Below are 25,506 nucleotides of genomic sequence, written 5' to 3'. Positions count from 1 at the left end.
CGAAGGGTCATGCGAGAGTCACTCGCCGTCACGGCACTTTGGCACTACACCTGTGTCATAGCCTGCGTATTTCAACAGCACTTCTTTCCCAAGGGATTTAGTCATGCTTCGTTTTCTGCGCCTCGCCGCCCTTTCTGGCGGCCTGTTTTTGAGTGCGTCCGTGATGGCGGTCGATATCGATCCGTCCAGCTATGGCTACCCTTTGACCAATCCGTTCGAAGCGACTATCGCCACGACCCCACCGGATTTGCGTGCCAAGGTGCCTGAAGATGCCGACATCGATCAGGACGATTACAGCCTCACCATGCGCCCGGAGCGTGAGTTCACACTGCCGGACAATTTCTGGGCTGTGAAAAAACTGCGTTACCGCCTCGCCAAACAAGACCACCCTGCACCGCTGATCTTCCTGATTGCCGGCACAGGCGCGCCGTACAACAGCACCCTTAATGAATACCTGAAGAAGCTCTACTACGGAGCAGGCTACAACGTCGTTCAGCTGTCATCGCCCACCAGCTATGACTTCATGAGCGCTGCCTCACGTTTTGCCACCCCCGGCGTGACCAAGGAAGACGCCGAAGACCTCTATCGCGTCATGCAGGCGGTGCGTGCTCAGCAGACCAAATTGCAGGTGACCGAGTACTACCTCACCGGTTACAGCCTCGGCGCGCTTGATGCGGCATTCGTCAGCAAACTCGACGAGACCCGCCGCAGTTTCAACTTCAAGAAAGTGCTGTTGATCAACCCGCCAGTGAACCTCTACACGTCGATCACCAACCTCGACAAGATGGTTCAGACCGACGTCAAGGGCATCACCAACAGCACGACCTTTTATGAGCTGGTGCTGCAAAAGCTGACCCGTTACTTCCGTGAGAAGGGTTACATCGACCTCAACGATGCACTGCTCTATGACTTCCAGCAGTCCAAGCAGCACCTCTCCAACGAACAAATGGCCATGTTGATCGGTACATCGTTCCGCTTCTCGGCGGCCGACATTGCGTTCACCTCGGACCTGATCAACCGCCGCGGCCTGATCACTCCACCGAAAACGCCGATCAGTGAAGGCACCAGCCTGACACCGTTCCTCAAGCGCGCGCTGCAGTGCGATTTCGACTGCTACGTCACCGAGCAGGTGATCCCGATGTGGCGAGCTCGCACTGACGGCGGCAGCCTGTTGCAACTGGTCGATCAAGTCAGCCTGTACGCGCTGAAGGATTACCTGGCGAGCAGCAAGAAGATCGCTGTGATGCACAACGCCGACGACGTGATCCTCGGCCCGGGCGACCTCGGTTTCCTGCGCACGACCTTTGGCGATCGCTTGACCGTTTACCCTTACGGCGGTCACTGCGGCAACATGAACTATCGCGTCAACAGCGACGCCATGCTGGAGTTTTTCCGTGGCTAAACGTCTATTGCTTATCGCCGCCTTCCTCTGCGCTGGCGCCGTCCACGCGGCCGACGCGCCGATCGTTTCCCAGGCAGCCCCGGTCCAGCGGATCGATAACCCGGATGGCTTCACCGAGCCGTTGAAGTCGCTGAAATTCAACCCGGGTCTTGATGCTCAAGAGTTCGAGCGCTCGTCGCTCAACGCGCTGAACGTCTACGATCCGCTTGAATCGTGGAACCGTCGGGTCTATCACTTCAACTACCGCTTCGACGAGTGGGTGTTTCTGCCAGTGGTCAACGGTTACAAATACGTGACCCCAAGCTTCGTGCGCACCGGCGTCAGCAACTTTTTCAGCAACCTGGGCGACGTCCCCAACCTGCTGAACAGCCTGCTGCAGTTCAAGGGCAAGCGCTCGATGGAAACCACCGGCCGCCTGATCGTCAACACCACGCTGGGCATTGCCGGGCTGTGGGACCCGGCCACCATGATGGGTTTGAAGAAGCAGAGCGAAGACTTCGGCCAGACCCTGGGCTTCTATGGCGTGCCGGCAGGCCCGTACCTGGTCCTGCCTATCCTGGGCCCGTCGAACCTGCGTGACACCGGTGGTCTGGTGTTCGACTTCACCGCCGAATCGCAGATCAACTTCCTCAACGTGGCGCAGGTCAGCGAAGACCACCCTGAGCTGTACCTGCTGCGCGCCATCGACCGTCGCTACACCACCAGCTTCAGATACGGGCAGATGGATTCGCCGTTCGAGTACGAGAAAGTGCGTTACGTGTACACCGAAGCCCGCAAGCTGCAGGTTTCCGAGTAACTTGATCTGAACGCTGCCGGCGCTGCTGGCAGCAATCCCTGTAGGACTGGCTTCAGCCGGGAAGAGGCCCGTCGGCACGCCATCAAATTCGTGGTGTTAATGCCGGCGTCTTCCCGGCTAAAGCCAGTCCTACACGTGCGGTCCGGCATGTGGAGATATGTCGGATTTTCGGGCCTCTTCGTGAGCAAGCTCACTGTCACACGTCGCTCAAACCCATCACCAAACCCGATCATTCCCCCGCAAAAACCTCACCCATTCATCGCTTCGACTGGCCTACCATAGGTGCCATTCCAATCTGCCGGAGTGAGCCCCATGACTCAATTTCGTAAAGTGCTGTCAATCCAGGCGGGCCAACCGACCTCGGACGGCGCTGGCGTCAAGCTGACCCGCGTCTTCGGCGGGCCGGGCATCGAATCCTTCGATCCGTTCCTGATGCTTGACGAGTTCGGTTCTGAAAACCCCGACGAATACATTGCCGGCTTCCCGCCGCACCCTCACCGCGGTTTCGAGACCGTGACGTACATGCTCGAAGGCCGCATGCGGCACGAGGACCACATGGGCAATGTGGGTCTGCTGCAAGGCGGCGGCGTGCAGTGGATGACGGCGGCGCGTGGGGTCATTCACAGTGAAATGCCCGAACAGGAAGAAGGCGCCATGCGCGGCTTCCAGCTCTGGCTCAACCTGCCGGCTAAATCTAAGATGGGTGACGCCGGCTACGATGACATTCAGCCCGAGCGCATTCCGCGGATCACGACTCGGGACGGCGTTCAGGTGGTGGTCATTGCTGGCCAGTTCGACGACGGCCAGACCTCCCAGCCCGGCGCAGTGCAGCGCCCGGACACCGAGCCGCAGTATTTTGATTTCCATATGCCCGCCGGCAGCCACATCACGCCGCGCATCGCCGACGGTCACCGTGTGCTGTTGTATGTGTACGAAGGTGAGGTAGAAATCGCTGGCCAAACGCAAAAGCTGGGTCAGAGCCGTCTGGCGCGGCTGTCGGAAAGCGGTGAGATTCACCTGAGTGCTGACGCAGCCGCCCGCGTCCTGTTGATCGCAGGCAAACCGCTGGGCGAGCCGATCGTGCAATACGGTCCGTTCGTGATGAACAGCCGCGAAGAAATCGAGCAGGCGCTGCGCGATTTCAGGGACGACAAACTGACGGCCTGATCGCCACAAACTGTGTAGGAGCGCGCTTGCCCACGAACGGGGTATATCTGCAATGGACACGCAGGTAACGCCAGATTCTGCGGCAGATCGTACAGCTCGATCCTTCAATCCAGCCGCAAAAACCGCATCAGTTCATCCTTCTGGGCCAGCGCATCGCGGCGGCCCAGTTCGATCAGTTCGCTGCAATAGCCCGATTCGAACAGCAAATAGCTGAGCACCCCCGCCCCGCTGGTCTTGGTCGCGCCCGGGCCGCGCAGGAACGTGCGCAGTGCTGGCGGTAATTCACGACGGTGGCGGGCGGCAATTTCATCAATCGGCTGGCTGGGGGAAATCACCAGCACCTCAACCGGTGCCAGCGAATGGCCTGACGTTGATGACGTTGGCGGTGCAGGCGCGCCGGGGGCCGGCAACATGCGGCTCACCAGATTCAGACGCTCCAGTAGTTCAATGTCGCTTTCCAGGCTATCAATGAACGTGCTGTTGAGCATGTGACCGCTGATCTGTGCCAGGCTTGGCTGCGTGCCACTGACCGCACGCTGAACAGGCGGATTCGCACCCGGGCCGCGCGGGTTGCCGCTGACACCCACCACCAGCACGCGGTTTGCGCCAAGGTGCAGTGCCGGACTGATGGGCGCTGACTGCCGCACCGCCCCGTCGCCGAAATATTCCTGGCCCAGCTTCACGGGGGCGAACAGCAAGGGTATCGCCGAGCTCGCGAGCAGATGATCAACGGTCAACCGCGTCGGCAAACCAATCCGGCGGTGGCGCAGCCAGGAATCGATTGTGCCCTTGCCCTGATAAAACGTAACGGCCTGCCCCGACTCGTAGCCAAACGCCGTGATCGCCACGGCGCGCAGGTGCCGGGCATTGATGGCTTCCTCGATGCCGTCGAGGTTGAGCCGTGCGGTCAGCAGGTCTTTGAGTGGCGAACTGTTGAGCAGCGCCACCGGCACCTGCTTTCGACCGAGGCCCAACAAGCTCCGAGCAAAGAATCGCGCTGCCTGCCGAATCACACCTGCCCAGTCGCTGCGCAGCACTTGATGGCTGCGAAAGCCTTGCCAGAAGTCGGTCAGTTCGTGGATGGCGGTGCGAAATTCGGCGGCGCCACTGGCGAGCTTTACCGCATTGATTGCTCCGGCGGAGGTGCCGACGATCACCGGAAAAGGATTCTTCGCTCCTACCGGCAGCAAGTCGGCGATGCCGGCCAGCACCCCGACCTGATACGCCGCGCGGGCACCGCCGCCGGACAGAATCAGCCCGGTAACAGGCTCGACGCCAGGGTGTACGGCCGAGGCATTGTGCGTGGCTAGTTGTTCGGTGGCGCTGGTCGTCATGGGTATCGGCTCTTGGTGTCAGCCACGCTTTTTATACAGCTTCGGCTCACCCGGCGGGCGACTCTTGAAGCGCCGGTGTGCCCACAAATACTGCTCGGGGCAGTCGGTGACGGCACGCTCCACCCATTGATTGATGCGAATGCAATCCGCCTCGTCGCTCTCCCCGGGGAAATCGCTGAGCGGCGGATGAATCACCAACTTGTAGCCGCTGCCATCGGCCAGGCGCTCCTGGGTGAACGGTACGACCAGCGCATGTCCGAGCTTGGCAAACTTGCTGGTGGCCGGGACGGTGGCGGCCTGGATGCCGAACAGCGGCACGAAGATGCTTTGCTTGGCGCCGTAATCCTGATCCGGTGCGTACCAGATGGCGCGGCCTTTGCGCAGTTGCTTGATCATCCCGCGCACGTCTTCGCGCTCGACGGCGATGGAATCCAGGTTATGGCGTTCGCGACCGCGCCGCTGAACGTAATCGAACAGCGCGTTTTTGTGCTCCCGGTACATGCCGTCGATGGTGTGCTGTTGACCGAGCAGCGCCGCGCCGATTTCCAGTGTCGTGAAGTGCAGCGCCATGAGAATCACGCCGTGCCCGTCCAGCTGCGCCTGCTTCAGGTGATGCAGGCCTTCGATGTGCGCGAGCCGGGCGAGACGCGGCTGGCTCCACCACCAGCTCATGGCCATTTCAAAAAATGCGATCCCGGTTGAAGCAAAGTTCTCTTTGAGGAGGCGCTTGCGCTCGGCCTTTGAATACTGCGGGAAACACAGCTCAAGGTTGCGCGCGGCGATGATCCGGCGGTCGGTTGCCTGGTAGTACATGACCCAGCCCAACGCTCGCCCGATCACCAGCAACACGCGAAACGGCAATTGCACGATCAGCCAGAGCAAGCCCAGCCCCAGCCAGAGCAGCCAGAAGCGGGGATGAAGAAAATGAGCTCGAAAACGCGGGCGATCCATTACAGCTTCCGTCAAGACAAAGGCGGGCATTCTACATCGGTTCGTACCGATCGTGGCCGCCAACGGTTGCGCCTCCCTTGCGGCTGGCGGGCGTTATCGTTATAAGTCTCGGCACTTTTAGCGACAAGCCGCTGTATGCCGACATGAGCCAAATCGAATTGCAAGACAAGGACCCCGTGTTCCAGTTGAAGGGCAGCATGCTGGCCATCACTGTGCTGGAACTGGCCCGCAACAACCTCGAAGCGCTGGATCGTCAGTTGGCGGCGAAAGTCGCCCAGGCACCGAATTTTTTCAGCAATACACCGCTGGTGCTCGCGCTCGACAAGCTGCCGCCCGACGAAGGCGCGATAGATCTGCCCGCGATGATGCGCATCTGCCGCCAACACGGCCTGCGCACCCTGGCCATTCGCGCCAATCGCATCGAAGACATCGCCGCCGCCATCTCAATCGACCTGCCGGTGCTGCCGCCTTCAGGCGCACGCGAACGACCGCTCGATCCGATCGAGGGTGAGGTCAAAAAGAAGCCGGAAGTCATCGAAAAGCCGCCGGAGCCGCTGATCAAGCCGACCAAGATCATCACCGCGCCCGTGCGCGGTGGTCAGCAGATCTATGCGCAGGGGTCGGACCTTGTGGTGATTTCCTCGGTCAGCCCCGGCGCCGAGCTGCTTGCCGACGGCAACATTCACGTCTACGGCCCGATGCGCGGCCGTGCGCTGGCAGGGATCAAGGGCGACACCAAGGCCCGCATTTTCTGCCAGCAGATGGTTGCCGAACTGATCTCCATTGCCGGCCAGTACAAGGTGTCCGAAGACCTGCGCAGGGATCCGCTGTGGGGCGCCGGTGTGCAAATCAGTCTGGCCGGGGACGTGTTGAACATCACCCGTCTTTAACGGATACTGCGCCATTTTCAAAGCCACTCTGATTCGTCGCGAAAACGACGCGAAGGCACCAGTAGGTTCGGGTCATTTTTTTGTTTTCCCGAACACGAACCTTTCTCGGTTCTTTCACTGCCCTCGCCCGCTTTGGCCGCGTCGTCACGAGGGGCTCTTCAGGGACTCAATGTCCTTTTCCTCTAGGGGTGATACACCTTGGCCAAGATTCTCGTGGTTACATCCGGCAAGGGTGGTGTGGGCAAGACCACCACCAGCGCCGCCATCGGTACCGGTCTCGCACTGCGCGGCCACAAAACAGTTATCGTCGACTTCGACGTCGGCCTGCGTAACCTCGACCTGATCATGGGCTGTGAGCGCCGTGTCGTTTATGACTTCGTCAACGTGGTCAACGGCGAAGCCAACCTGCAGCAGGCGCTGATCAAGGACAAGAAGATCGAAGGTCTTTACGTCCTGGCCGCCAGCCAGACCCGTGACAAGGACGCGCTGACCAAGGAAGGCGTTGAAAAAGTCCTGATGGAACTCAAGGAAACCTTCGAGTACGTCGTGTGCGACTCCCCTGCCGGTATCGAGACGGGCGCGCATCTGGCCATGTATTTCGCCGATGAGGCCATCGTCGTCACCAACCCGGAAGTGTCTTCGGTACGTGACTCGGACCGCATGCTGGGCCTGCTGGCCAGCAAGTCCCGCCGCGCCGAGCGTGGTGAAGACCCGATCAAGGAGCACCTGCTCCTGACCCGTTACAACCCTGAGCGCGTGAGCAAGGGCGAGATGCTGGGCGTTGAAGACGTCAAGGAAATCCTCGCCGTCACCCTGCTGGGCGTGATCCCGGAGTCCCAGGCCGTGCTCAAGGCGTCCAACCAGGGCGTGCCGGTCATCCTCGATGACCAGAGCGACGCCGGCCAGGCGTACAGCGATGCCGTTGACCGTCTGTTGGGCAAGGACCGTGAGCACCGCTTCCTGGACGTACAGAAAAAAGGATTTTTCGAACGCCTGTTCGGGGGTAACTGATGAGCATTTTTGACTTCTTTCGTGCCAACAAAAAGCCCAGCACCGCGTCGGTAGCGAAAGAGCGTCTACAGATCATCGTGGCGCACGAACGCGGCCAACGCAGCACCCCGGATTACCTGCCGGCCTTGCAGAAGGAACTGGTCGAGGTGATCCGCAAGTACGTCAACATCGGCAACGATGACGTGCATGTCGCCCTTGAAAACGACGGCAGCTGCTCGATTCTGGAACTTAACATCACCCTGCCTGATCGTTGATCGAAAAGGCAGTCGCCACGGCGGCTCGGTTGCCTGAATCCCTTTGCGGAATCAGGTGAGCGAGCCGCCGTTGGCGTTTACTGAAGACCCGTTTTTTTTGCACCGCGATCACCGCCGTGACCGTGCTGCAACCGTTTGAGTGATGAGGCTGTTCAATGCCGCTGTCCAACGTTCATATCCTCCATCAGGACGACGCTGTCCTGGTGGTGAACAAGCCTACCCTGCTGCTTTCGGTCCCTGGTCGTGCTGACGACAACAAGGACTGTCTGATTACCCGTCTGCAGGAAAATGGCTACCCCGAGGCGCGAATCGTCCACCGGCTGGATTGGGAAACGTCCGGCATCATTTTGCTGGCTCGTGACGCCGACACCCACCGTGAGCTGTCGCGGCAGTTTCATGACCGTGAGACGGAGAAGGCGTACACGGCGTTGGCTTGGGGTCAGCCAGAACTGGACAGCGGGAGTATTGATTTGCCGCTGCGTTACGATCCGCCGACCAAACCTCGGCATGTGGTGGATCATGAGTTCGGCAAGCACGCGCTGACGTTCTGGAAGGTGCTGGAGCGGTATGACACTCATTGTCGGGTGGAGCTGACGCCGATTACGGGTCGGTCGCATCAGTTGCGGGTGCATATGTTGTCGATCGGGCATCCGTTGCTGGGCGACGGGTTGTATGCGCATCCCGAGGCGCTGGCGGCGTATCCGCGGTTGTGCCTGCATGCGAGCATGTTGGCGTTTACCCATCCGGGGACGGGCGAGCGGGTTCGCTTTGAGTGTCCGGCGCCGTTTTGATCGTAGTTGTCTGCAACAGCGTAAAGATCCAGAGCATCTGCCTAACGGCAGATCATTTCGCCTTCGGCGAGTTGTCTGCAACAGCGCAAAGATCAAGAACATCTGCCTAACGGCAGATCATTTCGCCTTCGGCGAGTTACTTGGAAAAGCACCCCAAGTAACCAAGGGTGCTTGCTCTCGGTTTGGCCCGACTTCGTCGGGTTCCCTCACTCCGACGATGCTCCGTGGGTCCGCGCCGAACGGACATCCATGTCCTGACGGCGCTCTCGCCGCATCCATGCGGCTCAACCCACTGCGCATCGCCTGCGCTCGGCCTGCACCAAAGTCGCGTTTTGCGGTGTCTGGACTTTTTGTGTAGGAAGATCAAAAGCACAGCAACGGCAACGGCAACGGCAACGGCCACGGCCACGGTGGATTTCGATTTGTACACTGAATCTGTAGGAGCCGGCTTGCTGGCGAATGCATTTATCCAGCCGCCATCTACATACCAGACTCACCGCGTTCGCCAGCAAGCCGGCTCCTACAGGGGGACTGCGTTCACCCAATATGACCTGCACCAAAGTCGCGTTTTGCGGCGTTTGGACTTTTTGTGTAGGAAGATCAAAAGCACAGCAACAGCAACGGCAACGGCAACGGTGGATTTCGATTTGGACACTGGATCTGAAGGAGCCGGCTTGCTGGCGAATGCATTTATTCAGCCGCCATCTGCATACCAGACTCACCGCGTTCGCCAGCAAGCCGGCTCCTACAGGGGATTGCATTCATTCAGTAAGGCCAGCGTACGCAACGGCTCCAGCCGGGAAGCTTTTGATCTGCTCTAAATGCGCTTTTGATCTTCATACACAAATGTTCAGCCACCGCCAATCGCGACTTGGGTGCAGGCTGAACGCAGGTTTCGCGCAGTGGGCCGAGCCGCATGGATCCGGCGAGAGCGCCGTCAGGACATGGATGTCCGTTCGGCGCGGGCCCACGGAGCGAGACCGGAGTGAAGGTACTCCGACGAAGGAGGAGCCCAACCAGGAGCACAAGCCCATGGTTACTTGGGGCTTTATCAAGTAACTCGCCGAAGGCGAAACAGTTTGCCGTTAGGCAGACGCTTTTGATCTTAAGGATCTGGATCTGGATCTTGATCTTGATCTCGATCAAACCACCCATTGGCCTGTAAACTCCCGTCCATTGCTGTCTGGAGTAACTTATGCGCGAAGAGCTGAACCAAGGCCTCATCGATTTCCTGAAGGCCTCCCCCACCCCCTTTCATGCCACCGCCAGCCTGGTTCAACGCCTCGAAGGCGCCGGCTATCAGCGCCTCGACGAACGAGAGCCCTGGTACACCGAAACCGGCGGCCGCTATTACGTCACCCGCAATGACTCATCCATCGTCGCATTCAAGCTGGGTCGCCTGTCGCCACTGACCGGCGGCATCCGCCTGGTGGGGGCCCACACCGACAGCCCATGCCTGCGCGTCAAGCCTCAACCCGAACTGCAACGCCAAGGTTTCTGGCAACTGGGCGTCGAAGTCTATGGCGGCGCCCTGCTCGCCCCCTGGTTTGACCGCGACCTCTCTCTCGCCGGCCGCGTCACCTTCCGCCGTGACGGCAAAGTCGAGAGCCAGCTCATCGACTTCAAACTGCCCATCGCGATCATTCCCAACCTCGCGATCCACTTGAACCGCACCGCCAATGAAGGCTGGGCGATCAACGCGCAGAACGAACTGCCGCCGATCCTCGCCCAGGTCGCTGGCGACGAACGCGCTGACTTCCGTGCCCTGCTGACTGATCAACTGGCCCGCGAGCATGGGCTGAACGCCGACGTTGTGCTCGACTACGAGCTCAGCTTCTACGACACCCAAAGCGCTGCGGTCATCGGCCTTAATGGTGACTTCATCGCCGGCGCCCGGCTGGATAACCTGCTGTCTTGCTTCGCCGGCTTGCAGGCGCTGCTCAACGCAGACGGCGACGAAACCTGTCTGTTGATTTGCACCGACCACGAAGAAGTCGGCTCGACTTCCGCCTGCGGCGCTGACGGCCCGATGCTGGAACAAGTGCTGCAACGCCTGCTCCCGGATGGCGACGACTATGTGCGCACGGTTCAGAAATCCCTGCTGATTTCGGCCGACAATGCCCACGGCGTACACCCCAACTACGCCGAGAAACACGACGCCAACCATGGCCCGAAACTCAATGCCGGGCCGGTGATCAAGGTCAACAGCAACCAGCGTTACGCGACCAACAGCGAAACCGCGGGCTTTTTCCGCCACCTGTGCATGGCTGAAGAGGTGCCGGTGCAGAGCTTTGTGGTGCGCAGCGACATGGCCTGTGGTTCAACCATCGGTCCGATCACCGCCGGTCACCTCGGTGTGAGGACGGTCGACATCGGCCTGCCGACCTTTGCCATGCACTCGATCCGTGAGCTGGCTGGCAGTCAGGACCTTGCGCACCTGGTCAAGGTGCTGTCGGCGTTTTACGCCAGCGCCGAATTGCCTTAACCGCAGACCCGGTCTGACGCAGGCCGTGCCGTGTCCTTCACACGTCACGGAAACGGCCTGCACATCGCGCTTGGCCGGACTTCACAATTGCCCCTCGCCACACCCCTCATCCACTCGTAAACTCAACCGGCTCTGCTTGACCCCGTCACGGCCCATTGCCGCGCGTCTTCAAGCGCCTGTCGATTCGAGGTCTGCTCTCCGGTGACTGCTCCCGCCCAACTGTCCTTTTTGCCGCGCCTGCTCCTGCTCTGCCTGTTGGCGCTATTTCCTTTTGCGCTGGCGCAGGCTGCCGGTTTGCCGAGTCTGCTGGGGGGTGGCGACAAGGCTCAGCCCCAAGCGCAAGAACCGTTGGGGCAGTCGCTGGATGAAGTCATCACTTCGCTGGAAAACGAACAACAGCGCAGCAAACTGCTGGACGACCTGAAAAAACTCCGCGACGCCACCAAAAAAGCGCAGCCAACCGTTGAACAGGGCGTGCTTGGGCTAATCGGCAGTTCGTTCGCCGGGCTGGAAAAGCAGTTCACCGGCGCCGACAGCCCGCTCAGTCGCTGGGGGGATGAGGCCGCTCTGGCGCAAGATGAGTTCATGGCGCTGATGCTGCCCGCCAATCAGTGGTGGCCAATCATCTGGGGCTTTGCCGTCGTGCTGGCCATATGGGGCCTGCTGGCGGCGGCATTGATCTGGCTGGGCCACAAGGTGCGTCTGCGTTTCGGCCTGTCTGCGGAGCTGCCGCAACACCCGCGCCCTTCCGACATGCTGCGATTTGCCCTGCGCAAGCTCGGACCCTGGCTGGTGGCGCTGGTGATCACGGTTTACCTCAGCTACTCACTGCCGCCGTCACTTGGCCGCGACCTGGCCATGGTGCTCGCTTACGCGCTGGTCATCGGCACGCTGTTCTCTGCAGTCTGCGTGATTGCGTTTTCGCTGCTGGACGGCCCACACCGGCATCAGGCGCTGTACATTCTGCGTCATCAGGCTTTCCGGCCTTTGTGGTGGATCGGCAGTTTTGCTGCGTTCGGTGAAGCGCTCAGCGATCCGCGTCTGGTGGCCAGCCTCGGGGTGCATCTGGCGCACACCGCAGCAACGCTGGCGAATGTCATGGCGGCGCTGTCGACCGGCTTGTTCATCGTGCGTTTTCGCCGCCCGATTGCCCATTTGATTCGTAACCAGCCACTGGCCCGCCGCCTCAAACGTCGCGCACTGAGCGACAGCATCGAGGTCCTGGGCAGCTTCTGGTACCTGCCGGCACTGGTCCTGGTGGGCGTATCGCTGTTTGCCACGTTCTTTTCTGCCGGCGACACCAGCACGGCATTACGTCAGGCGCTGATCTGTACCGTACTGCTGGTGCTGTGCATGGTGATCAACGGATTAGTGCGGCGGCACTCGCTGCGGCCAAGCCACAGTCACAAGCGGCATGCGCTGTATTCGGATCGCCTGAAAAACTTCTTCTACACCGTCGCGCACCTGTTCATCTGGCTGGTGTTCATCGAGTTGGGCCTGCGTGTGTGGGGGCTTTCGCTGATTCGCTTCGCTGAAGGCGATGGCCACGACATCAGCATCCGGCTCATCGGCCTGGCCGCCACGCTGATGTTTGCCTGGCTGGTCTGGATCCTGGCGGACACGGCCATTCACCATGCCCTGACCCGCTCGCGCAAAGGCCTGGCCAACACCCGCGCACAGACCATGATGCCGCTGATCCGCAACGTCCTGTTCGTCACCATCTTCATCATCGCGCTGATTGTCGCGCTGGCGAACATGGGCATGAACGTGACGCCGCTGCTGGCCGGTGCCGGCGTGATCGGCCTGGCCATCGGTTTCGGCGCGCAATCACTGGTGGCTGACCTGATCACCGGGCTGTTCATCATCATCGAAGACTCCCTGGCCATCGACGACTATGTCGATGTCGGCGGGCACCTGGGGACGGTGGAAGGGTTGACCATCCGCACGGTCCGGCTGCGCGACATCGACGGAATCGTGCACACCATCCCGTTCAGCGAAATCAAAAGCATCCAGAACTACTCTCGCGAGTTCGGCTACGCCATTTTCCGCATTGCGATTCCGTCGAACATGAACATCGACGACGCATTGAAGATGATCCGCGACGTCGGCCAGAAGATGCGCACCGACCCCCTGCAACGACGCAATATCTGGTCGCCGCTGGAGATTCAGGGCGTTGAGAGTTTCGAATCCGGGAATGCCATCCTGCGCGCGCGTTTCAAGACCGCGCCGATCAAGCAATGGGAGGTGTCGCGGGCGTTCAACCTGTCGCTCAAGCGTTACCTGGACGAAGCCGGAATGGATCTGGCGACGCCGCGCCTGAACGTGCAGGTCAGCACCAGCGGCGGCAGCGTGAGCAAGGTGCGCGGAAAGCAGGATGACGCAGCGTTGTAAATGTCAGGTGTCTCCCACCACCGCACTGACATGAATGGCATCGTGGCGCCAGTACTCCAGATCGCAATCAATCAAACGACCACGCTGATCGTGATTGACCCGGGCGATGCGCAGGCCCGGGCTGCCGATGGACACCTTGAGTGCCCCGGCGGCTTCCACCGGTAACGCGGTCGGCACCATCTCGAAACGCACCTGGCCGTAGTGAATCTCGTAGTGGCTGGCATAAAGCTCGGTCAGGGACTGATTCAAATCCAGCTCAAGGATCTGCGGAAAGTAATCCGGGTTGAGGTAGTGCTCGACGTACAGCACCAGCCGCTCATCAATGCGACGGGTTCGGCAGATCTTGATCACGCTGGACAGCGCCGGCAGTTGCAGCAGGCCGCAGATCACTGCCGGGGCGGGCTGCAGTCTTGCCGAAATCACCTGAGTCGCCGGCACACGGCCTTGGGCCTGAACCATCGCGTGAAAGTGGCTGCGGCGCATCAAGTCGTAGGCCAGCCGCGGCGGTGAGATGAACCAGCCACGCCGCTCTTCGCGGTAAATCAGCCCCTGAGCTTCAAGCTGCACCAATGCCTCACGCAAGGTAATCCGCGTGGTATTGAAGACCTCACTCAACTTGCGCTCGGCGGGCAACTTGCTGCCCGGCGGCAGCAGACCGTGTTCGATCTGTTCTTGCAGCGCATTGCAGATGGTCGTCACCGCTCGGGGCATTTCTTCGCGCATTGCGTTACCTATCTGGACTAGACCAGCGCTATTTAGGGGCAGGCTTGCCGGCTGTCTGGCCCGTTTCGGTGCTCCCGAGCCTAGGCAGCGTAGATGACCGTTGCGTGACATTCCAGCCGGTGGAACGCTCTCGCATGGACTGACCCTGCGTCATTTGCCTTTGCAGAACAGAGGGTTGTGCATGGTCTACGCTGTTTGCACAGCAATGACCGGGCCAGTCGCCGGCCCCGGCAAGTGCCGGCCTGGACACGAAAGCGTCATGTAACTCGCCTAACTTGGCTCAGGTATTGCTGACCTAGACCAACCATCCGCAACGAACACTTCTATGAGTCCGTCGAGAAGTGCACAAAGGAGCTTCGAATGAAACACCTTTTGCTGGCATCACTCCTGGGTTCGGCCATCGCGCTGAGCACTTCGGCCATGGCCGCCGACACTGACCTCAAGACGCTCGAAGCCGCCGCCAAAACCGAAGGCGCGGTCAACAGCGTGGGCATGCCCGATGACTGGGCGAACTGGAAAGGCACCTGGACCGACCTGACCGCCAAGTACGGTCTGGTGCACATGGACACCGACATGAGTTCGGCGCAGGAAGTGGCCAAGTTCGATGCGGAAAAAGACAACGCCAGCGCCGACATCGGCGACGTCGGTGCGGCGTTCGGCCCCATTGCGGTGGCCAAAGGCGTGACCCAGCCGTACAAGCCGACCACATGGGATCAGGTGCCGGACTGGGCCAAGGACAAGGAAGGCCACTGGGCACTGGCCTACACCGGGACCATCGCTTTCATCGTCAACAAGAAGCTGCTGCATGGCTCGGACGTGCCGACCAAGTGGGCTGACCTGAAGGACGGTAAATACAAAGTCACCATCGGCGACGTCAGCACCGCAGCCCAGGCTGCCAACGGTGTACTGGCCGCGGCTATTGCCATGAAAGGCGATGAAACCAACGTCGCGCCGGGCCTGCAGCTGTTCACCGAACTGGCCAAACAGAAGCGCCTGGGCATCAACAACCCGTCGATCCAGTCAATGGAAAAAGGCGAAGTGGAAGTGGGCGTGGTCTGGGATTTCAACGGCCTGAGCTACAAAGCCAAGATGACCAATCCTGACGACTACGTGGTGTTGATCCCGTCCGACGGTTCGGTGATCTCGGGCTACACCACCATCATCAACAAATACGCCAAGCACCCGAACGCTGCCAAGCTGGCCCGCGAATACATCTTTAGCGATGCCGGCCAGATCAACCTGGCCAACGGCAACGCGCGTCCGATCCGCGCCGAGCACCTCAAGCTGCCAGCAGAGGTGCAAGCCAAGCTGCTGCCCAACGAGCAGTACAAGAACGTGACGCCGATCAAGGACCCTGCGGCGTGGGAGAAAACCTCGAAGGCTCTGCCGCAACAGTGGAACGAGCAAGTCATCGTCGAGATGCAGTAACCCTTCACTGCTAACGCAGACCCTTGTAGGAGTGAGCTTGCTCGCGATATCGGTGTGTCAGTCAACCTGTCTGTCGCAGGCATACCTCGATCGCGAGCAAGCTCACTCCTACAGTCATGTTCGGCGATCCACCTTGCGGAGATGTCATGAAACACAACGTCATCCTCATCCTGCTGGACGGCCTGAGTTACAGCGTGGCGCACCACGCGATGGGGCATTTGCTGGCCTATCGCAACGCAGGACGTGCGGCGCTGTACAAACTTGAGTGCGAGCTGCCGTCTCTTTCACGTCCACTGTATGAGTGCATTCTCACCGGCGTTGCGCCCATCGACAGCGGCATCGTCCACAATCAGGTTTCCCGGCTTTCGAACCAGCGCAGCGTGTTTCATTACGCCGCCGACGCCGGCCTGGCCACCGCCGCTGCGGCGTACCACTGGGTCAGCGAGCTGTATAACCGCAGCCCGTTCATTGCCGCACGCGACCGCCACACCGACGACGCCGAACTGCCGATCCAGCATGGGCACTTCTACTACGTCGACCATTACCCTGATTCCCACCTGTTCGACGACGCCGAGCATCTTCGCACCGCGTACGCGCCGAACTTTCTGTTCGTCCACCCGATGAACATTGACGACGCCGGCCACAAGCACGGGCTCGACACTGCGCAGTACCGCAACAGCGCGCGGTCCGCCGACATCATCCTCGCCGAGTATCTGCAGCGCTGGCTGGATGCGGGTTATCAGGTGCTGGTAACCGCCGATCACGGCATGAACAACGACCGCTCCCACAACGGCGTGCTTGCGGAAGAGCGGGAGGTGCCGCTGTTCGTCATTGGCGATGCCTTCAGCCTCGACCCGGACGCCCAACCGAAGCAGCTGGAAATTTGCGGCATCGTCTGCGAGTTGCTCGGCGTGCCCCATGACAAGCCCGTGTGCAACGAGGTGCTCAAGTGAATTCACACAGTCGGGGCAAATGGCTGGGGCTTTTGTGCCTGGTGCCATTTGCGGTGTTCTTCATCGCCTTCCAGATCGCGCCGCTGGCGTGGGTGGCGATCAACAGCCTGCAATCAGACGCCGGCTGGGGCATCGACAACTTCATCAAGGCGTTCAATTCGCGCTTTTACCGCCAGGCCATGCAGTACAGCCTGGAGATCAGCTTCTGGTCGAGCCTGATCGGCATCATCATCGCAATTCTCGGCAGTTATTCCCTGCGCAAGGTGCCGTCGCGGCTGAGGGATTTTGTCAGCGCCTTCGCCAACATGACCAGCAACTTTTCCGGGGTGCCGCTCGCGTTCGCCTTCATCATCCTGCTCGGTTTCAACGGCGCGCTGACGCTGATTCTCAAGCAGGCCGGGATCATCGATGACTTCAACCTGTATTCGAAAACCGGCCTGATCATTCTCTACACCTACTTCCAGATCCCCCTTGGCGTGCTGCTGCTCTACCCCGCCTTCGATGCGCTGCGGGAAGACTGGCGCGAGTCGGCGGCGCTGCTGGGTGCCAGCGGCTGGGACTTCTGGCGGCACATCGGGATTCCGGTGCTGACCCCTGCGCTGCTCGGCACCTTCGTGATCCTGCTGGCCAACGCGCTGGGGGCCTACGCCACGGTCTATGCGCTGACCACCGGCAACTTTAACGTGCTGCCGATCCGCATCGCGGCGATGGTGGCGGGTGACATCACGCTGGATCCGAACATGGCCAGCGCCCTGGCAATGATTCTGGTGGGGATGATGACGCTGGTGACGGTGGTGCATCAGTGGCTGTTGAAGAGGAGCTACCATGTCTCGCGCTGAACGCCGCCCGCCGGGGCTCTACCACCGCGTCGTGGTGTACCTGCTGTTTCTGATTCTGCTGGCGCCGCTGCTGGGCACCTTTGTGTATTCGATCGCCACCAGTTGGTCGGCGACGATTCTGCCCGACGGCCTGACTTACAAATGGTACGTCGCGCTGTGGAGCGATCCGCGTTTTCTGCGCGCTTTCGGCCAATCGCTGCTGGTGTGCGTCGGTGCGCTGGTGCTCTCGGTGGTGCTGATTCTGCCGCTGCTGTTCGTGGTGCATTACCACTTCCCCAGGCTCGACGCGCTGATGAACATCCTCATCCTGCTGCCCTTCGCCGTGCCGCCGGTGGTGTCGTCGGTTGGACTGTTGCAGCTGTACGGCTCGGGACCGCTGGCGATGGTGGGCACGCCGTGGATTCTGATCGGCTGCTACTTCACCGTTGCCTTGCCGTTCATGTACCGGGCGATCACCAATAACCTCCAAGCGATCAATCTGGTGGACCTGATGGACGCCGCTCAACTGCTGGGGGCCAACACGTTTCAGGCGGCGTTTCTGGTCGTGCTGCCGAACCTGCGCAAGGGCCTGATGATCGCGCTGCTGTTGTCGTTTTCGTTCCTGTTCGGCGAGTTCGTGTTCGCCAACCTGCTGGTCGGCACCCGCTACGAGACGCTGCAGGTGTACCTCAACAACATGCGCAACAGCAGCGGGCACTTCAACAGCGCGCTGGTGATTTCCTACTTCTTTTTCGTACTGCTGCTGACGTGGGCGGCCAACCGACTGAACAAGGACAAAGACTGATATGAGCTTCGTCAGTGTCGAAAACCTGCAAAAGACGTACGGCAGTACAGCGGTCTTCAGCGACATCAATTGCGCGATCAACAAAGGCGAGTTCGTCACCCTGCTCGGCCCGTCCGGCTGCGGCAAATCCACCTTGCTGCGCTGCATCGCCGGGCTGACCCCAGTGACCAGTGGCAGGATCTTTCTGGACGGCAAGGACCTTGTGCCGGTAGCGCCGCAAAAACGCGGCATCGGCATGGTCTTTCAGAGCTACGCGCTGTTTCCCAACATGAACGTGGAACAGAACGTCGCCTTTGGCCTGCGCATGCAGAAAGTCAGCTCCGATGAAATGAAGCAGCGCGTGGCGGAGGTGCTGAAGCTGGTGGAGCTGAACGAGTTCGCCAGCCGCTATCCGCATCAGCTCTCGGGCGGGCAGTGTCAGCGTGTGGCACTGGCGCGTTCGCTGGTGACCCGCCCTCGCCTGCTGTTGCTCGACGAGCCGTTGTCAGCCCTTGATGCGCGCATCCGCAAGCACCTGCGTGAGCAGATTCGCGCCATCCAGCAAGAGCTGGGGCTGACGACAATTTTCGTGACCCACGATCAGGAAGAAGCACTGACCATGTCGGACCGGATTTTCCTGATGAATCAGGGCCGGATCGTGCAGAGCGGCGACGCCGAAACCCTGTACACCTCGCCGGTCGATGCCTTCGCTGCAGGCTTCATCGGCAACTACAACTTGCTGGAGGCCGACGCCGCCAGCCGCCTGATGCTGCGCCCGATCAACAGCCGCGTGGCGATTCGCCCGGAAGCCATTCAGTTGACCCTGACCGGTTCGCTGGAAGGCGAAGTGCGCAGCCACAGCCTGTTGGGAAATGTGATCCGCTATCGCGTCGAAGCCCGCGGCGTGGAACTGGTCGTCGACGTGCTCAATCGCTCGGCCAGCGACTTGCACCCGAACGGCCAGCGCGTCACCCTGCACATCGAAGACTCGGCGTTGTGCGAAGTCGCATAAAGCCGACGCCACACTGTAGGAGCCGGCTTGCTGGCGAACGCGTCGGATCAGGCGGCATCTAAGGTGCTGACCCACCGCAATCGCGGGCAAGCGCGCTCCTACAAAGGACTGCGCAAGTATCAAGAAAGAGGGCAGCTTCAATGGCTTTAGCAATTTTCGATCTGGACGAAACCCTGATCCACGGTGACTGTTCCAGCCTGTGGAGCGAGCAGATGGGGCGGTTGGGCTGGGTCGATCCCGAGTGGTTCATGAAAAAGGATCACGAACTGATGGAGGCCTACGGCAAGGGCGACTTGGCCATGGAAGATTACATGGCGTTCAGCCTGGACCCGATGATCGGACGCACGCCAGAAGAAGTGGAGTTTTTGGTGGGGCCCTGGGTGGAAGATTACATCGAGCCGATCATTTTCAGCGACGCCACCAAAGCCATCGCCGAGCACCGCGCCGCCGGAGATCGGATTCTGATCATCTCGGCGTCGGGCGTGCATCTGGTCAAGGCCATTGCCGAACGCATCGGCGTGGAGGAAGTGCTGGCGATTGATCTGGAAGTCGCACACGGCGTGTACAGCGGCAAGACCCTTGGGGTGCTGACCTATCGCGAAGGCAAGATCACGCGCTTGATGGAGTGGCTTGATCAGGAAGGCGAAAATCTTGAAGGCGCGAGTTTCTATTCAGATTCCCGCAATGACCTGCCGCTGCTGCAGAAAGTCGATTTCCCCCACGCGGTGAACCCGGACCCGGCATTGCGAGAAGTGGCGGAGACAGCGGGTTGGCCGATTCATGAGTGGAAATAAGGCGTGAGTTCAGGGCTTTGCTGACTTGCAACCTGGTGCCTGACTGAGGCATGGGCATGAGCCCTGCCCGGCATCCGACCAATGGAAGCCAAACCTGTCATTTGTGACAGTAGCCATACACACCACGACAGCGCCAAATGACTCCTGCGCCCAAAATGACAGGAGTCAACCGCCATGGCTAACAAACCTCGCTCGCAATACTTCCCCGTCCCAGCACACCTTTCGCAGACCATAACAGCACTGGCGGCCAACCCGGCCGCTCGCGCCAATGCCCGCGCCGCCAATGCGCTGCTGGTCCCGCCGGAAGTCCCCGCCGCCAACGGGCAGCTGCCAAGCCCTCCAGCATTACCCAACCTTGAAGTCTGGGGCATCAACGAAGGTGCTGCCGTCACCACGCACGAGCAGGGGCTGAAGATTTATATAGAGCAGTGGTTGAACATGAAAATAGGCGACACCGTAAAGCTTTACCTCAACACTTTATTGGTGGCCACAGACACAATCCTGAGCGACGCCCAGCTTTGTGAACGGCTGAGCATGTTTATCGACGACCAGCACCTCACTGCTGGCGCTCACACCGTTTATTACACAATCAAGGCCTTCGGTCAGGAAGCCCAGCCGTCTGCTGTAACGAATATCTACGTCAAACTCAATCCGCCGGGTGGCCCAGACGATGATTCCGGTCAAGGGCATTGCGCACTGATCCTGACCCTGCCGCAGCCAATCATGGACAATGGCGTTGATAAGGACGCCGCCGAAGCAGGAGTCGTGGTCACTATCAAGCCCTATCCCGACATGGCTTTGTGTGACCACATCAAGTTGTCGTGGGGGGGGAAGTTTGTTGATCACTACGTAAAGGAAGATGAGGTAGGCAATCCCATCGAGATTACGGTGGACGAAACAACCATCCTGGCGGCCGGTGATTCAGGGTCTAACAAGCTCGCGGTCGCCTTCATGGTCTATGACGTCGTCCAGAACCCCTCGGCAGACTGGAGCGCCGAAGTCCGCGTTTTGGTCGATACCGGCAATGCCCGACTGGACTCGCCCACCGTCGATCAGGCTTTCAACAGCGAGCTGGATCTGGAGGAGTTAGAAAATGAGGACGCTCTCGTAGAGGTGTATGCGGCGGTGGACAAGGGACTTGTCATAGGCGACACCATCTTGGTCAAGATGGTCGGTACAACAACAGATGGCGACGAGTTGATCTGGACTGCCGACCCCATCATCGTCGACAGACTTCCCCATGTCTATAAAGCCTTCACACCAAACGCCCTCGTCCGCAAACTCGCCAAGACCCAGGCCGTGTTCAGTTACGAAGTAGAACGCGCTGGAGTTTCCAATCTGAAATCCAAAGGCCTGTTCGTCAACATCGTTGGCGAACCTGTACGGCTCGCCGCGCCGATAGCTGTTGACCAGAACGAGGGCGCTCTCAACCCTGACCTGGACGGCGCGCACGTTCAGGTCCCATGGGACGATGCCTTTGAATATGGATCTTATGTCTACCTGCACTGGAGTGGGACTTATCCCGACAAAAGACCTTATGACCCCGCACTTGACCCACACCCTGTCAGCAGAAACGACGTTGCGGAAAAAGAGCCCATTGTCTTTACCGTAGAGGGCAAGCACCTTAAAGAAATTGAAGGCGGAACCCTTGAACTGTTCTACGTCCTGTCCAAGGATATCGGCGGCATTTCGGTGGACCGAGAATCCGCACATGCCAGCATATTGACAGTGGGAGAACCGCGTGGCGAATTGCCCGCCCCTGTCGTTCCGGGGGTTGAGGAGGAGGTTCTACCGCCGGACCACGCAGACACAACGCTTAAGGTGATGCCTTACAACAGGATGCAGATAGGTGACCAGATCTTCATAACGTGGGCTGGCAGCGTAGTAAGCCCCCCCTATACCGATGACCTTCCGGTGAATAAATACAATCTCGGAAAGACCGTCTCCTTCGATATCGACGACGAACTTGTCGCAGGCAACGAAGGCGGCACTGTCGACGCCTCCTACTTGATCGAGCGCGCGGATGGGACTACGAGTTACTCCGATACGCTGCATTTCAGCGTAGGCGAACCGGTGGTACTCGATCCGCCCGTCATCTCCAGCGTCGAAGACTCCAAAGGCACCAACATCCCAGAAGGCGGATCTACATCTGATACAACCGTAACCCTCAAGGGTAAAGCTGCAGCTGATCAAACGCTGCAGATCTTTGATGAAGACAGTGTCGTCGGCGACGCGGTGAAAGTTAGCGACCTGGGCAGTTGGCAGACGACCCTCAGCGACCTGGCGAGTGCAGCGCACGCTATCAAGGCCGTGGGGCAGTACGGCTCCAACCCGGTGTCTGCGGTGTACGACTTCACCGTGACCGAAATCAGCATGCTGGTACCACCTCAAGTCCCGGCCGTCATTGATGCAGAGTTATCGACAGCAGACATCCCGAACGGAGCAATGCTCGTGGTGCCACATTGGGACGGCATGGCTGCAGGCGATCAGGTAGACGTGACCTGGCGGGACGATGAGGGCAACACACTCACTTGGTTTGATGACATCACAAGAACAGAAGTAGATCAAGATAGAGTATTTACGGCGGCCTTGGCGGATGTCAAAAAAAGCCTGGACAGCAACGTCACGCTGACCTACGAGGTGACCTACTTTGCGGATGGGAGTACCCGGGAATCCGAGCCGCTGGAGTTTGCAGTCACCGGTCCCGCAGGCCCCGACTTGCCAGCGCCGGAGATTCTCGAAGCCGAGGGCTATGTTCTTGACCCCAATAACGTCTTTGGCGGGGCTGATGTAAAAATCGGTGCCAACGCTCAACTGAAAAAAGATGACTGGGTACGTCTGGCATGGGAAGGGCAGCGAGGGGCTGGCAGTGCAAAGATCGACAAACAGGTACTGGCGGACGGTGAACTGCTGATCAAGGTTGGATACGACACCGTAAAAGCCAACGACGGCCACAGTATTGAGCTGAGTTACATCGTGACCCGCGCCAGCGACGGTGTGGATAGCCCCTCGCCCTCCGCGATCTATCAGGTAAAAAGTGCGGCTGGAGATGGCACCCTAAAAGTCATGGGTGCGCGCTTCAACCGTGGCAGTTATCGGGCGTCGGCAACCCCGCGGATGATCAGCGCGTTTCACACAGATACACATGCGCCTGTCGCGACGCAGTGGCGCTATGAGGGGGAGACTGAGTGGAGTACTGCGTCATCTCAATGGCGCGATACGCGACCAGAGTTACAGCTACATGCGCGCGCGGCTGGCAATGTGGTCACGCTCAGGCATGTAAATATTGTGGGCAGCGGTGCCGACCAGGTAGTAACGGGCGAAGCGGCACTGGCTGCGCAACGCGATGACGGATCGGTGGTGGCGTGGGGTAATGCTGCTAACGGGGGTGAATCCCCGGCCTCAAATGTGCGTGACATCGTCGAGATGTGTGCGAACAGCGCTGCATACGCGACGTTTCGCCCTGGGGACGGCAGTTTTCAGCAACTCATGTTGACCTGGGGCGATGCCGACGCGGGAGGTGCCTACTGGAGATGGGCGTGGCTGGTCGACCCCAGCACCGAAGTGCTAAGCAATCTGTGCAGCAGCAGCATGGCGTTCGCCGGCATCTCACCGTATAGCCACGGTGTACTTGCCTTCGGGGGAGGCGATGCTGCTGTGGTCCCGCCTGACATCGCCGAGCGCACGGACATCGGTCGTATCATCGGCGCAGGCAACGCTTTCGCCGGGATCACGACGGGCAACAAGGTAATGGCATGGGGCGATGCCGCCGCCGGGGGGCTGGTCCCCCCAACCATCGCCGCATACTCCGACGTGGTCGACGTGATCGGTAACTACTATGCCTTCGCGGCGTTGCGTTCCACTGGCCAAGTAGTGGCTTGGGGCGACGAGAGGGACGGCGGCATGGTGCCTGGCAGTATTGCTGCGTTAACCAACGTCGCGACGCTGGGAGCAAGCACGGCCAGATGCTTCTCGCTCATTACAAAGGAAGGGAGCGTCAAGGCGTGGGGCGACTCGACTTACGGCGGCGATGTACCCCCAGAGATCGCCAGCTTGACTGACATCGTAGAAGTCACTGCCACTTGGCGGGCCTTTGCAGCTCGTCGTGCTGACGGGTCAGTGGTCGCATGGGGCGAAGCTGACAATGGCGGCTCGGTTCCGCAACCTATCAGTCAGCTTAAAGACATTGTTCAAGTGGTGGGTAGTGCGTTTGCGTTCGCCGCACTGCGCCGCACTGGCGAGGTGGTAGCCTGGGGCGACACCACCGTTGGCGCTGACCTCACAAGCGTGGCCGCGCAACTCACCGATGTACGCGCCATTTATGCAAACAGCCAAAGCTTCGCGGCATTGACCGCCGACAGCAGAGTGGTGACCTGGGGTCAACCCTTGGGCGGCGGCGACAGCAGCGCTGTCAGCGATTTGTTGAACGGTTATGTGTCCTACCTCGTCGGTCCGACAACTTCAACCCGAACGTTGAAAGCCCGTCCCTTGGATGATCAGCACAAAGCTGCCCCACTCACTACCAGCTCGACACCGCAACCTTTAGGTGCCTGGGCCACGCCTCTTGTGTCGGGTGCAGAGGAGGGTCTGCTGGAGCCTGGCGAGGACCCAGCCAGGCTCATCCCCATAACCGTGCCTCTTGGCAATCTGAAGTGGAAGGACAGAGTTGATCTGTACATCGGCGACAAGCTGGTTGACGGCACCTATGTCCCCTCGAAACCGCGTCCGGAAGGCATTAGTTTTGAAGTACCTGCCAGCGAATTCCTCACCTACCTGGGTGCGACAGTCGCGGTGTATTACTGCGTCACTCTGGCGGACACCCAGGATCCACAACCATCGGATGAAGTGGTACTGACTATCAGCAGCGGTTTCAAGCAAGACGCGTCGATTGATTTGGGCGCGTTGGGCTACATCATCGCCGAAACCGGGCTGCCCAGTGTTCTGCCCGAGTCGGCGCGCATAACCCGTGAAGCTCATTGGGGTGTTGCACCGTACACCTACAGGAGCAGCAACGAGGCCATTGCAATCGTCGATGACCATGGGACGGTGACCGCATTGCGTAACGGCGAATGCAGGATCACGTCAACGGATGTCAGCACCCAGACCCAGTCGTATGCGCTATCGATTTCGGGCATCAGCGTGGTGCATTTCCTGACCGGTAACGTGGACTGGAGCGGTATGGGGACGGTGTGCGCGGAGGCGGAACTGACACCCATCACGCTCAAGCAGTTCAAGGCCTTGTGGCAGCAATACTCGGACCATCAGCCCGTAGGGACGAATCTTGGCTGGCTCGATTACCCCTTCTGGACGAGCGACCCCATTGGCGCCGGTACCTACGGCACGTATGACCTCAGCGGTGCAGACGTCGAGAGCAATGCAAGCAGTGCCGAGCAGTCGTCGCGGTATCAAGCGGTCGGTGTTTCCTCCAATGCAGCACAGGCGGCGCGATTTGCAAATCGGGCGCCAGCCACGAAGTAAAAGTGTCGTTCTTTGGCCCCCTCTGTCCGTATAGCCCAGGGGGC

At 59.9% G+C, this 25,506-nt stretch carries 20 protein-coding genes; 17 read left to right on the top strand and 3 right to left on the bottom strand.

Annotation, left to right across the window (positions count from 1 at the left end; genetic code table 11):
• The first annotated feature begins 103 nt into the window (after positions 1-103).
• The 3 genes from mlaY to QRN48_RS20790 all read left to right on the top strand — a co-directional run bounded on the left by mlaY (position 104) and on the right by QRN48_RS20790 (position 3,365).
• On the top strand, positions 104-1,402 hold the full coding sequence (gene mlaY, locus QRN48_RS20800; RefSeq protein ID WP_037013825.1) for a lipid asymmetry maintenance lipase MlaY: 1,299 nt from the start codon (positions 104-106) through the stop codon (positions 1,400-1,402).
• A 61-nt stretch (positions 1,403-1,463) separates the two neighbouring features.
• Complete coding sequence (locus QRN48_RS20795; protein ID WP_420806908.1) at positions 1,464-2,198, top strand: MlaA family lipoprotein; 735 nt, start codon at positions 1,464-1,466, stop codon at positions 2,196-2,198.
• A gap of 312 nt (positions 2,199-2,510) precedes the next feature.
• On the top strand, positions 2,511-3,365 hold the full coding sequence (locus QRN48_RS20790) for a pirin family protein (protein WP_037013827.1): 855 nt from the start codon (positions 2,511-2,513) through the stop codon (positions 3,363-3,365).
• Between the two features lie 104 nt (positions 3,366-3,469).
• On the opposite strand, the gene QRN48_RS20785 is transcribed toward QRN48_RS20790, so the two are convergent.
• Positions 3,470-4,699 carry a patatin-like phospholipase family protein gene (locus QRN48_RS20785; protein ID WP_285352871.1) on the bottom strand — a complete coding sequence of 410 codons (1,230 nt, stop codon included), beginning with the start codon at positions 4,697-4,699 and terminating at the stop codon, positions 3,470-3,472.
• A gap of 18 nt (positions 4,700-4,717) precedes the next feature.
• Positions 4,718-5,650: a lipid A biosynthesis lauroyl acyltransferase gene (locus QRN48_RS20780; RefSeq protein WP_037013829.1), complete on the bottom strand. Its 933-nt coding sequence runs from the start codon at positions 5,648-5,650 to the stop codon at positions 4,718-4,720.
• A gap of 143 nt (positions 5,651-5,793) precedes the next feature.
• Here QRN48_RS20780 and minC point away from each other — a divergent pair, with 143 nt between their 5' ends.
• The 7 genes from minC to QRN48_RS20745 all read left to right on the top strand — a co-directional run bounded on the left by minC (position 5,794) and on the right by QRN48_RS20745 (position 13,472).
• Positions 5,794-6,540 (top strand): septum site-determining protein MinC, encoded by a 747-nt coding sequence (minC, locus tag QRN48_RS20775; RefSeq protein ID WP_037017265.1) that lies wholly within the window; start codon positions 5,794-5,796, stop codon positions 6,538-6,540.
• A 198-nt stretch (positions 6,541-6,738) separates the two neighbouring features.
• Positions 6,739-7,551 (top strand): septum site-determining protein MinD, encoded by an 813-nt coding sequence (gene minD, locus QRN48_RS20770; RefSeq protein WP_037013830.1) that lies wholly within the window; start codon positions 6,739-6,741, stop codon positions 7,549-7,551.
• Positions 7,551-7,805, top strand: coding sequence for a cell division topological specificity factor MinE (minE, locus tag QRN48_RS20765; protein ID WP_037013831.1), 255 nt, complete (start codon positions 7,551-7,553; stop codon positions 7,803-7,805). Before minD ends, minE begins: the two co-directional genes overlap by 1 nt.
• A gap of 155 nt (positions 7,806-7,960) precedes the next feature.
• Positions 7,961-8,596, top strand: a complete 636-nt coding sequence (locus QRN48_RS20760) for an RluA family pseudouridine synthase (protein ID WP_037013834.1) — start codon at positions 7,961-7,963, stop codon at positions 8,594-8,596.
• A gap of 422 nt (positions 8,597-9,018) precedes the next feature.
• Positions 9,019-9,417, top strand: coding sequence for a hypothetical protein (locus QRN48_RS20755; protein WP_285352866.1), 399 nt, complete (start codon positions 9,019-9,021; stop codon positions 9,415-9,417).
• Between the two features lie 374 nt (positions 9,418-9,791).
• Positions 9,792-11,081: a M18 family aminopeptidase gene (locus QRN48_RS20750; protein ID WP_285352864.1), complete on the top strand. Its 1,290-nt coding sequence runs from the start codon at positions 9,792-9,794 to the stop codon at positions 11,079-11,081.
• Between the two features lie 201 nt (positions 11,082-11,282).
• A complete protein-coding gene (locus tag QRN48_RS20745; RefSeq protein ID WP_285352862.1) occupies positions 11,283-13,472 on the top strand; it encodes a mechanosensitive ion channel family protein in 2,190 nt (729 codons plus the stop codon).
• A 3-nt stretch (positions 13,473-13,475) separates the two neighbouring features.
• Here QRN48_RS20745 and QRN48_RS20740 read toward each other — a convergent pair whose 3' ends face one another.
• A complete protein-coding gene (locus QRN48_RS20740) occupies positions 13,476-14,195 on the bottom strand; it encodes a UTRA domain-containing protein (protein WP_191944840.1) in 720 nt (239 codons plus the stop codon).
• A gap of 360 nt (positions 14,196-14,555) precedes the next feature.
• Between QRN48_RS20740 and QRN48_RS20735 the strand changes: the two genes are divergently transcribed.
• The 7 genes from QRN48_RS20735 to QRN48_RS20705 all read left to right on the top strand — a co-directional run bounded on the left by QRN48_RS20735 (position 14,556) and on the right by QRN48_RS20705 (position 25,462).
• Positions 14,556-15,623, top strand: a complete 1,068-nt coding sequence (locus tag QRN48_RS20735; RefSeq protein ID WP_191944841.1) for an ABC transporter substrate-binding protein — start codon at positions 14,556-14,558, stop codon at positions 15,621-15,623.
• Between the two features lie 146 nt (positions 15,624-15,769).
• Positions 15,770-16,576 (top strand): alkaline phosphatase family protein, encoded by an 807-nt coding sequence (locus tag QRN48_RS20730; protein WP_191944842.1) that lies wholly within the window; start codon positions 15,770-15,772, stop codon positions 16,574-16,576.
• Entirely contained in the window at positions 16,573-17,415 is an 843-nt protein-coding gene (locus QRN48_RS20725) for an ABC transporter permease (protein WP_191944843.1), read from the top strand. The genes QRN48_RS20730 and QRN48_RS20725 overlap by 4 nt, the downstream gene beginning before the upstream one ends.
• Entirely contained in the window at positions 17,402-18,199 is a 798-nt protein-coding gene (locus tag QRN48_RS20720) for an ABC transporter permease (protein WP_191944844.1), read from the top strand. The genes QRN48_RS20725 and QRN48_RS20720 overlap by 14 nt, the downstream gene beginning before the upstream one ends.
• 1 nt (position 18,200) lies before the next feature.
• Positions 18,201-19,190, top strand: coding sequence for an ABC transporter ATP-binding protein (locus tag QRN48_RS20715; protein ID WP_285352857.1), 990 nt, complete (start codon positions 18,201-18,203; stop codon positions 19,188-19,190).
• A 140-nt stretch (positions 19,191-19,330) separates the two neighbouring features.
• Positions 19,331-19,984: an HAD family hydrolase gene (locus QRN48_RS20710; protein WP_285352855.1), complete on the top strand. Its 654-nt coding sequence runs from the start codon at positions 19,331-19,333 to the stop codon at positions 19,982-19,984.
• Positions 19,985-20,158: 174 nt separating this feature from the next.
• On the top strand, positions 20,159-25,462 hold the full coding sequence (locus tag QRN48_RS20705) for an RCC1 domain-containing protein (protein WP_191944847.1): 5,304 nt from the start codon (positions 20,159-20,161) through the stop codon (positions 25,460-25,462).
• Positions 25,463-25,506: the final 44 nt, after the last annotated feature.

Origin of the sequence: Pseudomonas sp. ME-P-057 (genome assembly GCF_030208975.1) — a bacterium.
Lineage (GTDB): Bacteria > Pseudomonadota > Gammaproteobacteria > Pseudomonadales > Pseudomonadaceae > Aquipseudomonas > Aquipseudomonas lutea.
This window is presented reverse-complemented; position numbering and strand designations above follow the sequence as displayed.

Bases quoted from the DNA above. Each gene is read 5' to 3' on its own strand.
- mlaY (WP_037013825.1), top strand. From the start codon at position 104: ATGCTTCGTTTTCTGCGCCTCGCCGCCCTTTCTGGCGGCCTGTTTTTG.
- QRN48_RS20790 (WP_037013827.1), top strand. From the start codon at position 2,511: ATGACTCAATTTCGTAAAGTGCTGTCAATCCAGGCGGGCCAACCGACC.
- QRN48_RS20785 (WP_285352871.1), bottom strand. From the start codon at position 4,699: ATGACGACCAGCGCCACCGAACAACTAGCCACGCACAATGCCTCGGCC.
- QRN48_RS20780 (WP_037013829.1), bottom strand. From the start codon at position 5,650: ATGGATCGCCCGCGTTTTCGAGCTCATTTTCTTCATCCCCGCTTCTGG.
- minC (WP_037017265.1), top strand. From the start codon at position 5,794: ATGAGCCAAATCGAATTGCAAGACAAGGACCCCGTGTTCCAGTTGAAG.
- minE (WP_037013831.1), top strand. From the start codon at position 7,551: ATGAGCATTTTTGACTTCTTTCGTGCCAACAAAAAGCCCAGCACCGCG.
- QRN48_RS20760 (WP_037013834.1), top strand. From the start codon at position 7,961: ATGCCGCTGTCCAACGTTCATATCCTCCATCAGGACGACGCTGTCCTG.
- QRN48_RS20750 (WP_285352864.1), top strand. From the start codon at position 9,792: ATGCGCGAAGAGCTGAACCAAGGCCTCATCGATTTCCTGAAGGCCTCC.
- QRN48_RS20740 (WP_191944840.1), bottom strand. From the start codon at position 14,195: ATGCGCGAAGAAATGCCCCGAGCGGTGACGACCATCTGCAATGCGCTG.
- QRN48_RS20735 (WP_191944841.1), top strand. From the start codon at position 14,556: ATGAAACACCTTTTGCTGGCATCACTCCTGGGTTCGGCCATCGCGCTG.
- QRN48_RS20730 (WP_191944842.1), top strand. From the start codon at position 15,770: ATGAAACACAACGTCATCCTCATCCTGCTGGACGGCCTGAGTTACAGC.
- QRN48_RS20720 (WP_191944844.1), top strand. From the start codon at position 17,402: ATGTCTCGCGCTGAACGCCGCCCGCCGGGGCTCTACCACCGCGTCGTG.
- QRN48_RS20715 (WP_285352857.1), top strand. From the start codon at position 18,201: ATGAGCTTCGTCAGTGTCGAAAACCTGCAAAAGACGTACGGCAGTACA.
- QRN48_RS20710 (WP_285352855.1), top strand. From the start codon at position 19,331: ATGGCTTTAGCAATTTTCGATCTGGACGAAACCCTGATCCACGGTGAC.
- QRN48_RS20705 (WP_191944847.1), top strand. From the start codon at position 20,159: ATGGCTAACAAACCTCGCTCGCAATACTTCCCCGTCCCAGCACACCTT.